Origin of the sequence: Aquibaculum arenosum, assembly GCF_029222965.1 — a bacterium.
Lineage (GTDB): Bacteria > Pseudomonadota > Alphaproteobacteria > Kiloniellales > DSM-21159 > Aquibaculum > Aquibaculum arenosum.
The window spans coordinates 1-12795 of the sequence record NZ_JARHUD010000001.1; the positions used below are offsets into that span (position 1 = coordinate 1).

The 12795-nt window shown below is 65.4% G+C and carries 5 protein-coding genes; 2 read left to right on the top strand and 3 right to left on the bottom strand.

Annotation, left to right across the window (positions count from 1 at the left end; genetic code table 11):
* Both P2G67_RS00005 and P2G67_RS00010 read left to right on the top strand, forming a co-directional pair.
* Nucleotides 1–565 (top strand): hypothetical protein (locus tag P2G67_RS00005; protein ID WP_275818783.1); only part of this gene is annotated, 565 nt, incomplete at its 5' end.
* A 10-nt stretch (nucleotides 566–575) separates the two neighbouring features.
* On the top strand, nucleotides 576–4259 hold the full coding sequence (locus tag P2G67_RS00010; RefSeq protein WP_275818785.1) for an Ig-like domain-containing domain: 3684 nt from the start codon (nucleotides 576–578) through the stop codon (nucleotides 4257–4259).
* Nucleotides 4260–4278: 19 nt separating this feature from the next.
* Here P2G67_RS00010 and P2G67_RS00015 read toward each other — a convergent pair whose 3' ends face one another.
* From P2G67_RS00015 to P2G67_RS00025, 3 genes are all read right to left on the bottom strand, one after another.
* A complete protein-coding gene (locus tag P2G67_RS00015) occupies nucleotides 4279–7941 on the bottom strand; it encodes a PAS domain S-box protein (protein WP_275818787.1) in 3663 nt (1220 codons plus the stop codon).
* A gap of 119 nt (nucleotides 7942–8060) precedes the next feature.
* Complete coding sequence (locus tag P2G67_RS00020; protein WP_275818789.1) at nucleotides 8061–11495, bottom strand: hybrid sensor histidine kinase/response regulator; 3435 nt, start codon at nucleotides 11493–11495, stop codon at nucleotides 8061–8063.
* Complete coding sequence (locus P2G67_RS00025; protein WP_275818791.1) at nucleotides 11492–12706, bottom strand: EAL domain-containing response regulator; 1215 nt, start codon at nucleotides 12704–12706, stop codon at nucleotides 11492–11494. The genes P2G67_RS00020 and P2G67_RS00025 overlap by 4 nt, the downstream gene beginning before the upstream one ends.
* Between the last annotated feature and the right edge of the window lie 89 nt (nucleotides 12707–12795).

Genomic DNA, 12795 nt, shown 5'->3' on the forward strand with positions numbered 1-12795 from the left:
TCGATACCGCGCTGGCCCGCGCAGACTGAGTGCATCCGGCCCAGCCTACAAAGAAGAGCCCACAAAGATCAGGATGTCACCAATGACCAAAGGTTTTCCGCGCGGTGCGCTGCGCGCTCTTCTCCTGCGCGCTCTTCTCCTGCGCGGTCTTCTCCTGTGCGGCGCGCTCGCGCCGCTGCCCCTGGCGGCTGAGGCGCCGTCGGGAAGCTGGATGCGGCTCGACGATGCCTTGATCGAGCTTGCCGACGCGCGCTGCGGCGAGATCTTCGACGGGCAGGAATACATCATGCAAAGCAATGGGGACGAGTTCCTCAAGCTGCGCTTCGAGCACATCCCGGAAAGTGCCGGAGACTTCGATTTCAGCCAGCCGCGGCATGTGAGTGTTTCCCGCAGACAGGAGGGTGAGGCCTTCTATCTGCTCGATCGAAGCATGCCCCTGGAATCACAGGGCGACACAAGCGGCGCGAGCGGTTCAGCTTTCCTCTATCCGGAGAACGACGCGGCCCGCGAACGGCACCCCGACGGCGCGGAACTCGCGTTCGCGCTACGCTGCGCAGCCGACTAGGGGTAGGGCGATGGGCATCTTCTGGTTGGTCCTGCCATGGCTGCGGCGCGTCGTTCTGGTCGCTGCGCTTGCCTTGCCCGCGCTCGGCCTGCTTTCCCAGGCCGGGGCGCAGCCGAGCGATCCGAACGCGCCCTACAAGGACGCTTATGATGTTCAGACGCGCGGCCTGCTTGTGGGAAGCTGGCAGGGCACGATCGGCGGCAGCAAGCTATCGCAGGCCGACGGCCAGCTAGGCGGACAGGCAGTCTTCGTGCGCCGCGGTTACCAGGGGCGCGATAGCTTCGGCATCGTGCTGCACGACCATCGCCATCGCAACGGCCTGGAATACTCGGATATCAGTATCGGCGACATCCCCTGCGGCCCGGATGGCGGCACGCTGCAGGCCATCACGAAGCTGGAGCCGACTCCCCTTGGCGCAAACGTCATTTTCCACAATCGCGTTGCAGATACCCGCAGCAGCGATTTCCGTGTGGATGGACGATACGGGGTCGAGCCGGAAAACCCCGCCACGCTGCGAAGCGTCTGGAACGATGACGGACTGAGCCTGCGCCTGTCCGGCCCCTTCATTGCGGCAGTGGTGCCGATCCGCAATGGCGCCTTCGACTATGAGCGTCAGAACGAGGGATGGCTGGATCGAATTCACCTCGACGTGGAGTTCACGCTGGAGCGCGACTCGGAGTTCTTCGAGCTGACCCTGTGCGAAGAGCCAGAAGTCTTCCACGTGGTGGAAAGCAGGCCAGAGAGCGGACGCGAGAATGTGCTTCTCGATGGCGCGGATTTCTTCATCGAGTTCAGCGACGAACTGGCCGCTGGCAGCGTGGACAGCACCACTGTCTTCATGACGACCCGCGACGCGGACAACGGCCTCGTGTTTGTTGATCTTGATCTCAGCCTCGAGGACGAAAGCGGGGCCGAGGACAAGGCCCGAATCCGGATCGAACCGCGCGAACCCCTGCTTCCGGGCACCGTCTATGAGATATCTGTTACCGGCGGCGAGGAGGGGGTTCGTGGCTACGAGAGACAGGTCCTGGAGCAGGATTTCACCTTCTCAGTTTCGACGGTGATCGATCCGGAGGACCTGCGCCTCGAGATTCATCAAGTTTCCAAGAACGCGCCGCTCATAAAGGGTAAGCCTGCCGCCGCACGGGTCTTTGTCGAGTGGTACGAGCGTGAGGATGTGAATCCCGCCTGGCAGGTCCTGCGCTACTCCCTGGAGGCCGAGATACGTGATTATCGGGATCGGACGATTTTCCCGGAGATGTCGGAGACCATCAAACGCACCGATGTCCTCACGGAGGAGGATTACCGGCTGGGCCGCCACGCGGTGAATCTCTTCGGCTGGACGCCATCATCGGGCAGCCTGCCAACCACCTTCATCGCCCATATCAAGCCGCAGGACCCGTGGCCCGAGGATGTCGAGCCCGAGCCGCTGCAGGTCAGCCTCGGGATGCAGTACCCGCTGAATCAGAGCGATCTGCTGCTTTTCGACTACTACGTGGCAGAGCATGCGGAATGGAGCGAGGAGGGCGCGGACGCCGACACCATCATGGCAGTCCAGGCCGCCGCCCGGCGCGAGCAGGCCTTTCTCAATCAGATCCTGCCCGTGCCGCGCGTCGTGGGGCGCTATCAGGGGAGCTACAACATCGCGCGCCTCGCCTGTGAGATCCCGGGCCTCTCCCATCTCGTCTGCGACGAGAACAAGGGGGACCTCATGGCGCTCTTCAGCCTGTTCTATGAGCACATCTCCGCGCGCTCGATCGCAGACGTCATCGTCTCCTACCACCCGCCCAGCCTCGGCGGCACCGGGCGCGCCTACGTGCCCTTCGACCAGGCGCCGTCGCTGATTGCCAGACCGGGGGAGACGCGCGGCAGCAGCGCGGCCGATCCGGCGCTGCAGGCCCTGCACCGCTCCGACCGGGTGAACCGGAATATGATCGTCATGAGCACCTCTCCCCTGCGCGGCCACACGGCCCCGGCCATCGTCGATGTGCCGCTGGTCGCGCACGAGTTCGGCCATGTCTTCGCCTTGCCCCACACGCCCTATGCGGACGACGGCGCCCACCGGGCGGAAATCTGCGAGGCTTATGGCCGCTCGGCGGCGGAGGATATCGACGGGATGCGCATCGCCCTCGACGGGGCGACCGGCTGGCAGAAATCCAGCGAATTCGGAAACGCACAGTCGCGCTCGCCGATTCGCAATCTCATGTTCCCCTGCGCCACGCTCCCCCGTGACCTCTACTGGATCGACCCCGATCAGTACGCCTGGCTGGTCGATCGCATGCCGGCGCTGCTGCGCAATGCGCGCCGCCAGCGGGCGGGTCTTTCCGTTGAGCCCGCAGTCCGGCAGGCGCAGTCGGACGAACGATGGGGCGGCCTGCTTCGCCGCGCCTCGTTTCAGGGGCAGGACGGTAGCGCGCCCGGGCATCGCTGGCTGATGCTCTCGGGCCTGGTCCAGGGAGGGGAGGCGGCACTCCTGCCCGCCATTCCCGTCCCGGGTCCGCGCGAGGCCCTCTCGGGCGAAGGTGGTGCCTATGAGCTGCGTGTCGAGGATACCTCGGGCCGGGTGCTGGCGCGTGCGCCGGTTGGGCCCACGGGTCCGGAAGGAGACGCCTGGCCCTTCTCGGTGACGGTGCCGCTTTCCGGTAAGCCAAGCCGGATCGTGCTGCTCCACGATGGGGCGGTGCTGGCCGAGACGCGCGCGAACCCTGCCCTGACCGCGCCCGAGGTCCGCTCCCATCGCCCCGGTGGCGTCTATCGCGCCGGCGAGGCTCTGCTGTGGGAGAGCGAACCGGCGGAAGGGCTGACCTATAGCGTGCGCTTTACCGGCAACGGGAAGGACTGGAGCACCCTGGCCGTGCTCCTCGGGCAGCCGCGCTTCACACCCGACCCGGCGACCCTGGCGCCTGGGCCGGGCTCCGCATTCGAGATCGTCGCCCAAGACGGGGTGAGCGAGCGCAAAACACGACTGCCGGTGCAGGTCGAGGTGCCGCTGCAGCCGCTGGCAAGCTGGCCGGAAGCGGGTGCGGTGCTCGAAGCCGGTGCCGCTGCCGGGCTCGCCTTCAACGTGCCGATCGATGCCGAGACGCTGGACGCCATCGAGCTTCGGGCCGACGGCGTCCTCGTCCCGGCCAGGGTATCCCTCGACCCCTCCGGCATGCTGGTCTCCATCGCCCCGCAAGCGCCGGAGGCCGGTGTCACCTACACCGCGCTTGCCGATAGCGGTCTCCGCGCCCGTGACGGTCGGCCGCTGGATGCCGGCATCGAAATCCGTTTCACCGTCGCGCCGCTCCCATCCGACAACTTGGAGCCGGCACCCGAGGCTGCCGAACCGCCCGAAACCGCATCAGGGCCGGAGACGGTGGGCCCGGGGGAAATCACCCTGAACCTGGGAGAGCCGACCACCCTTCGGGCGGACATCCTGGGCTGCACCAGCGATGAAAAGGGCGACCTGGCGCGGCTTGAAACCCGGTTTCAGACCAACCCGGGGGACCATGTGCAGATCGCCATGCAACGGGTGAGCGAGGAAGCGCTGAGCGTCGAAATGTTCTTCGGGCAGGATAGGGTGTTCAGTGGCCAGGGCGGCGCCGAGGATGGCTGGCACCTCGGCCTTTCGGGAGGGCAGGTTGCTGCCAAGGGAAAGGTGGGCGCCGGCGAGGAAACCGGCTTCACGCTGACCGGCCGGTGCCCATCGTGAGTCTCATCATACTCGCCCGTTACCTCGATGTCCCGGCGTGCAGCACGTCACTAACCTTCTGGGCGAGGTCCTGGCGGCGATAGGGTTTCGGCAAAAAGTGGATGTCGAGGCCCAGCCGCCCGCCGCTCAGCATGGCGTCTTCCACATAGCCCGAAGTGAAGAGAATGGGCAGGTCGGGATAGCGCTTGCGCGCCTCCTCGGCCAGTTCGCGCCCGCTCATGCCGCCGGGCATGATCACGTCGGTGAGCAGCAGGTCGATGTCGGGGCTCACCTCCAGCACGTCCAGCGCGGCCTGGGCGTTCTCGGCCACGCTCACCCGGTAGCCGAGGCTGCGCAGCTGGCCGATCAGGTTCTGCCGCACCATGGCATCGTCTTCCACGGCCAGGATGTGTTGCTGGGTGCCCTCACGGGGGGCGAGCGGGGCTTCACGCTCGGCCAGGGCGTCTTCGCCGGCGCGCGGCAGGTAGAGGGTGACGCGGGTGCCCTTGCCGACTTCAGAATCGATGCGCGCATGGCCGCCGCTCTGATTGACGAAGCCGTAGACCATGGAGAGGCCGAGGCCGCTGCCCTCGCCGGCGTCCTTGGTGGTGAAGAAGGGTTCGAAGGCCCGCGCCGCCACCTCCGGCGGCATGCCGCTGCCCTCGTCGATCACGCTCAAAACCACGTAGCGGCCGGGGGAGAGGTCCGCGTCCTCATCGATGCCCGCTCCTCGCGAATCGAGATTGCGGGTCTCGATGGTGAGTCGGCCGCCCTTGGGCATGGCGTCGCGGGAGTTGATCGCCAGGTTGAGCACCGAGACTTCCAGTTGGCTCGGGTCGACCTCGGCCTCCCACAAATCGGGGTCGGCAATCACCTGGATCTCGATGGTCTCGCCCAGGGAGCGGCGCAGCAGGCCCTGCATGCGCTCGATCAGGGCGTTGATGTCCACCGCGCGCGGCGCCAGTGCCTGGCGGCGGGCAAACGCCAGGAGCCGCCCGGTCAACTCGGCCCCGCGCTCCGCAGCGCCGGCCACCATGGTTGCCAGTTCCTGCAGCTCCGGCTGATCGGCGAGCTGCTCGGCCAGCAGTTCCGAGTTGCCCATGATCACGGTCAGGAGGTTGTTGAAGTCATGCGCGACGCCGCCGGTGAGCTGCCCCACCGCCTCCAGCTTCTGCGCCTGTCTCAATTGCTCCTCGGTTTCGGTCTGAGCCGTGATGTCGGCCAACATGGAACAGACCGCGACTTCCCCCTGCCATTGGATGGTGAAAGCGCGATTGTCGAGCACCAGCTTTTCGCCGTCACGCCGGCGGCCCTCGACGCGATAGAGGGCCGGTGCTTCCTGGCCGAGGACCCGTGCCCGGTTGTAAGCCGTGAGCCTTCCGAGCTCATGCTCGGCAAAGAGATGCTTGCAGTCGCCCATAGCCAGGATTTCCGCGGAGCTCTCATAGCCGAACATTCGGGCCAGTGCCGGATTGACGAGAATCGGCACGAAGTCGCGGTGAACCAGGATCCCCACCGTCGCCTGATCGATCAGGCGTTCCAGTTGTTGTTGTAGTTCGCGGGTGCGTGCCTCCGCTGCGATGCGTTCCGACACATCGCGGAAACTGACCACCGCGCCGATCATCTCGCCATCCGCGCCGTACAGCGCCGAACTTTCGAACTCTACGGGAATGGGGCGGCCGTCCTTGTGAAAGAAGACCTCGCCCTCGCTGCGGCGCGTCTTGCCGTCGGCCAGGGTGTGATAGACGGGGCAATCCTCAATCGGGTAGGGGCGCCCGTCGGGGTGGTGATGGTGAAAAAGATTGTGGCTGAAGTTGTCCAGCACCTCCTCGGGACCCCAGCCCAGGATGGCCCGCGCGGCGGGGTTTTGCCGGATGGTCTTGCCCTGCCTGTCCACAACATGAAGGCCATCGGCCACCGAGTTCAGGATCTGGCCGGTCTCAAGCTGCGCGGCGCCGCGTTCGGCAATGAGACGATGCCGCTCCAGGGCAAGTGCCAACGACTGACCCAGAAACTCCGCGATGGCGGTGACGGGTGCGGGGAAGGCTGCTTCCGCAGCCGAGGCGGCAATCGCCAGGACGCCCAGCAGTTGACCATCTTCGCCATGCAAGGGGATGCCCAGGACTCGGGTATCCCGTCCTCTTTCGCCCAGAGGGCCTGCGCCGCTTTCATGCGCGGAAAACGCGAAGGTGGCCAATGACGCAGCCTCGGCGATGCGCCGTGCGATGTCCGGCGTTTCCTTGGCCGCCTCAGGTGAGGTCAGGCCGCGTTGAGCGACCAACTCAAACGCATCGTCTTTGCCTTCTTCAACAAGCCAGACTGCGCCGCGCGACGCCATATCGGCGGCGATCAGCGCGTCGAGCACCTCGCCCAACATGGCCTGGGTATCCTGCTGCTCGGCAATGGCGTGATAAACGGATGCGAAACTGCCCAGGGAGGTGCGCATGGAGTGCACCGCGCCCTCCAGGCGCCAGATCTCCTCGATCCGTGATTCGGGTCGAGGTGGTGGCGAGAAATCCAGTGCGGCGATGCGGTCCAGATCCCCGGTGAGACGCTCGAAGGGCTGGGCGAGCCTGCGGCCGGCAAGCCAAACGGCTGCGACACCGATGATCAGCACAGCTCCGAAAACCTGGAGCAGGCGCGCGCGCAGTGCCGTGGGGCGCGCGCTGATCTCGCTGATCGGTGCGGCCATGACAAACAGCGCCCGCTGTTCCTCCAGGGGCTTGATCTCGGCCAGCCAGGTCTCGCCCTGGGCGGATACCGATCCGAAGAAGGGGGCGGGGGCTTCCTCCCAGCGCTCGGCCAATGCGGCGATCACCGGCGAGCCGGCATCGGCTGCGGTGGGCAAACGGTTGCTGTCGGTTTCAAAGGCGCCCTGGGCCTGCAGTGCAGCCCGGAGCCGACCTGTGTCGCTGTAGGCAAGCAGATTGCCGTCTTCTCCCAGGACCGCCGCCTCGCTGGAGGGCGTGGGCTGGCCGCTCGGCAGACGCCGGGAGAGGTCCCAGAGCGAGAGGTCGACGCCGGCGACGGCGCCGGAGTCTGCGCGGTGGCCGGCGGAGATGCCGGGCTCACGCGTGGTGAAAAAGACATAAGGGGCGGTGAGGATGGTGGTCTCGCTGTCCTGCGCCTCAGTGAACCAGGGCCGGGTCCGGGGATCGAACTCGATATCCAGCTGCTGCGAGTCGCCCAGCGGCGTCAGACTCGCGTCGCGAAACTCGTAGCGATAACCTTCCTCTCCCGACCACTGCGTGAGCCAGGTTGCCCCCGGCGGCGGATCGAGAAGCGGGTCCTCCGTCTCCGCGTTGCGCAGCAACACGAAGTCGCCGTTCGGCCAGCCGATGTAGGCAGCCGATACCCCCGGCACGGCTTGCAGGACTGCAGCCAGGTCGCTCAGACGCGCCTCACGCTCCGATTGCTCCATCGCGCGGGCCAGCGGTGTCGCAGCGAGCGAGCTTGCCGCCGCGCTCGCGGTTTCCTTGAGGCGACCCAAGTCTTGCACCGCCAGATCGGCCCCGCCGGCGAAGGAGGCGGAAACCGTCTGATCCACCATGTCCTGGGTGATGCGGCTGGTGAGCAGGCCCAGCGCGACCGCCAGGATCCCGAACAGGAGAACAAAGGACAGGATGATATGACTGCGCAGGGACAAACGCGGCAGCTTTGCCCCTTTGCGTCCGCCTTGCTTATCGCCCCCGTCCTGGCTCATTACCTCCCGTCCCCTCTCCCTTGAAATGCAAGCCTGTACCTTCCGCCTGCTGATTCGCCTTGAAATTGAATTTCAATGAACGGCATTCTATTATTATTATATGAAAAATGGCGCCAACTCTATCGAGACTCTTTCTCAGCCAGCACCTCATGCACTTTGCGCGCCAATTCCTGGCGCCGGTACGGCTTCTGCAACAGATGGATCCCCGGGTCGAGGCGCCCGCCATGCACGATGGCATTCTCGGTATAACCGGATGTGAAGAGAACGGGAAGCTGTGGATACAACTCGAGTGCTGCCGCGGCGAGCTGTCGGCCGTTCATGCCGCCGGGCATGATGACATCGGTCAACAGCAGGTCAAAGCTATCCGTCTCGCGCAATAGGGCGAGCGCCGTCTCGCCGTTGGGCGCGCTGGTAACCCGGTATCCCAGGCTTTGGAGCTGTCGGCTGAGATGCTCGCGCACGAGCGTGTCGTCTTCCACCACGAGGATGTGGGCATCGCCCTCCTGGAGCGCCTCGGGTCGAGGCTCGATCTGCGGTAGAGCTTCCCGGTCCGCCCGGGGCAGATAGAGCTTGATCGTGGTCCCGACGCCGACTTCCGAATAGATGCGTGCATGGCCGCCGCTCTGGCGCACGAAGCCATAGACCATGGACAGCCCGAGGCCGCTGCCCTTGCCCGGCTCCTTGGTCGTGAAGAAGGGTTCAAAGACCTGGGTGCAGGCGTCCGCCGTCATGCCGAAGCCATTGTCCGAGACCGCGAGCAGCACGTAGTTACCGGGTGTGAGGCCCTGCTCCTCACGGCAATAGTCGGCGTCCAGTTCAACATTGCGGGTTTCGATGGTCAGGCGCCCGCCGTCGGGCATCGCGTCTCGGGAGTTTAGCGCCAGATTGAGAAGGGCGACCTCGAGCTGCCCGGGATCCACTTCGGCCTGCCAGAGCGCTGCATCGAGATGGATCAGAATGTCGATGTCTTCCTTGAGGGAGCGGCGCAGCAACTCCTCCAGGCGACTGATGAGGTCGTTGACGTCCACCGCCCTTGGTTCCAGCGCCTGCTGCCGCGCGAAGGCGAGGAGGTGGTTGGTCAGGTCGGCGCCGCGCTGGGCTGCCTTGGCCACCATGCTGGCCAATCGCTGCAGTTCCGGGTCCGCATCGAGCGCTTCGGCCAGCAGTTCGCCGTTGCCCAGGATCACGGTCAGCAGGTTGTTGAAGTCGTGCGCAACCCCGCCGGTGAGTTGCCCGATGGCTTCGAGCTTCTGCGACTGGCGCAGTTTGTGCTCCACGTCGCGCTGCGCGGTCACGTCGGCCATGCTGCCAACCACCCTGATGGCCCGGCCCTGGGCATCGCGCATGACGAAGCCGCGGTCGATGACCGTGGCGTAGGCCTCGTCCCATTTGCGGAAGCGGTACTCTTCCTTCCAGTAGGGCTGGTCGCTGTTGATGACGCCGTAGATCGAAGTCAGGACCCGCTCGCGATCCTCGGGGTGCAGGCGTTCACGCCAGCTTTCGGTGTCGGGGGGCGCTGCGTCCGGGTCGCAGCCGAAGCTGCGCAGGTTGTCGTTCCACCAAAGTTCATTGGTCTCCGGCTTCCAGTCCCAGATGACGTCGTTGGTGGCGCGCGCGACCAACTGGAAGCGCTCCTCGCTGAGCCGAAGTGCCGCCTCGGCCTCCTTGCGCTGCGTGATGTCGCGCTCGACCGCCACGAAGTGGGTCAGCGTGCCGGTATCGTCGAACAGCGGGATGATGTCGCATTCCAGCCAGATCTCCTCGCCGCCCTTGGTGTAGTTGAGCAACTCGACCCGCACGGGCTCTGCCGTCCCCACGGCCTGTCGGATGCGATCCAGCGCATCGCGCTGGGTCCTTGGGCCCTGCAGCATGCGCGGTGTTTGGCCGACAGCTTCTTCCCGGCTGTAGCCCGTGATGCGTTCGAAGGCATCGTTGACGTAGACGATCCGTGGCCCCTGCGGTTGATCGAGCGGATCGGCGGCGGTGATGAGCAAGATGTCGTTCGCCCGGGAGACGGCGGCTTCTAGCAGCCGGAGGCGTTCGGTATGCGCACGCTCGCGGGTGACGTCGCGAAAATAGACCGCCAGCCCGTCCGGCGAAGGATAGGCGTTGACCTGAAACCAGCTCTTCAAGCCGGGATAATAGTCGACGAAGCGGGCTGTCCTTCCCGTCTCAATCGAGCGTTCATACGCGATCTGGAAACTGCGGCCGACCGCCTCGGGAAACTCCTCCCAGACATTGCGCCCCAGCAGGCTGGCGGCGGAGCGGTTCAAGAGGCGCTCCGCCTGCGTGTTGATGAAGGTGAAGCGCCAGTCCCGGTCCAGGGTGAAGAAGGCGTCGCTGATGTTCTCCAGCGTGCTGAGCAGCCGGCCGGAAAGGTCCCGCTCTCGTTCGCGTGCCTGGACCATCTCCGTGATGTCTTGGAGCGCGCCCTGCACCCCGATGATCCGTCCGGTGGCGTCGCGGTCGGCCTCGCCCAGGGCGCGCACCCAGATTCGCTCGCCCTGACGCGTGACGATCTGCAGCGTCTCGTCGAAGGGCCGACCCTGCTCCACGCAGTCCAGATAAACCTTGCGGATGCGCTCGCGATAAGGTGGGGCATAGAAATCAATGGCTTCTTGAAGCGTCGGTGCAGCGGGGAAGGGAACGCCGTGAATGGCGGCGGTCTCTTCGGTCCAGATCACTCGGTCGGAGTCCGGCGCGGCCCGCCAGCCGCCCAGCCGCGCGGTCCGACCCGCAAGGCGCAGCAGGCTGGAGAGCTGCTCCACCTCCGCCTGTTTGTCTTGTTGCTGGGTGATGTCTTGGATCGCCCCGTAGTAGTGCGGAGCCTCGGGCGTGCCGGCGCACTCGCTGACATCACGCAAATAGCGCAGCGTACCGTCGGGGCGTACGATGCGGTAGGTAATGTCGAGGCCTTCGCGCAGCGCGTGGGCTTGAGCCTGTCGAGCACGCAGTCCCGCGCGGTCCTCGGGATGAACCAGGTCGAAGAATGCCTCGCTGGTTTGGGCTAAGCGGTCTGGCGCGATGCCGAAGATGCTGTAGCAGTGGTCGGACCAGCGTAGCAGCCCTCGTTTCGGGTCAAGTTCCCAGCTGCCGATGCCGGCGAGCCGCTGGGCCGATTGCAGCATCGCTGCCTGCCGCATCAGGCGCTTGCTCGCGAAGCCGGTGTCGTGGGCGCCCGCTATCAGCGAGGCGTCAGGCTCCAGCAGGCGGGAAATGTCGCGCACCGCAACGAGGCGGGCATGGCGCCCCTCGTAGTCCAGGCTGTGCGAGACGATGTCCACATGCACCACCCGGCCGTTTTTCAGACGATGGCGCCAGATGCCGGAGCGTTGGTGGGCGGCGCGCGAATGCTTGATGTTCTCCTCGAGCAGGTCCTGGTCCGCGGAGAGGTGGATGTCGCGCAGGGTCATGTCCAGGAACTCGGCGCGCGAATAGCCATAGACCCGGACCGCGGTATCGTTCACCGCCAGAAAGGCGAGCGACTCCAGGTCGTAGACCCACATGGGGTCCGGATGATTGTCGAAAAAAGCGGCTTGGGCTGTCCGGTTCATTGCAGGCGCTGTGCGTCGCTTGTCTCTTCACGTTGCCTCACCCACGCCTCGACCTCGGGGCCGGGCATCGGACGGGCAATGAAATAGCCCTGGGCATGGTCGCAGCCCAACTCCTTCAGGAAATCAAGCGTCCAGGCATCCTCGACGCCCTCGGCAGTCGTGCGCAGGCCGAGATTGCGGGCCAGCCCCACCAGGGCGGCCACGATCTTCTGGGATTCTTCCGAACTGTGCGCGGTCATCACGAAGGACTTGTCGATCTTCAGTTCGGAAAAGGGCAGGCGGGAGAGCTGGGCCAGCGAGGAATAGCCGATCCCGAAGTCGTCGATGGAGAGCTGGAAGCCACGGATGCGAAAGCGGGTCAGCAGCTCAAGGGCGGCCGTGGGATTGCCCATGGCGCTTGTTTCGGTCACTTCCAGCACAACGCGCGTGGTTGCGATGCCGTGGCGGGCGCAGAGCGCGGATATCTCCTCGGCCACCCGCTGATCGTCGATGCTCTTGGCCGAAAGGTTGATGGATATCTCGAAATCGCGCTGACGGTAGACCTTTCCGAGCCAGGCCACGACCTCCTCGGAGATCTGCCGGGTGATGCCGTCAATGAGGCCGTGATACTCAGCCTGAGCGATGAATCGGTCGGGCATGACGAGGCCCACCTGGGGATGCTCCCAGCGCGCCAATGCCTCGAAGCCGACGATCGCACCGGTTACGCAGTCGATCTTAGGTTGGTAGTGCGCGGTGAACTGTTGCGCCTCGATGCCCGCAGCGATCTCGTCCTCGTTGATGAGGACGGGGGTGCTTTTGGACTTGGGCTTCGGTTTGCGCGCCGGCGGCGCGCTGCCGTTGGTCTGCAAGAGCGCGCGCAGGCCGGCCGGCGTGAAGGGCTTGGGAAGAACGCCGGGGGCGGACAAGCCGATCTCCGTCGCCACCTTGCGCGCGGCTTCCACCACCCGCGGGCCGTGGCCGCTGGTCAGGATGACCTGCGCCGTGGAGCGCATGTCCGCCAGACGGTGCAATACGTCCATGCCGTCGAACTCCGGCATGACCAGGTCGAGGACCACGTGGGTCGGATTCCAGTCGCAAATCAGCCGGAAGAACTCATCGCCGTCAGTGGTGGAGCGCGTTTCGAAGCCCGCAGTGCGTGCAATCGCGTCGACCGTGCGACAGATCGTCGGATCGTCGTCGATCGTCAGAAGGCGCTGCCCGTCAGAAACCACCTCTCCCCCAGCCTTTCGGCGCGGTGTGATTTTTTTTGCAGCTTAGCCTTTAGAAGAACGCTGAGAAAGCTAAAGTATCATTGATCCTG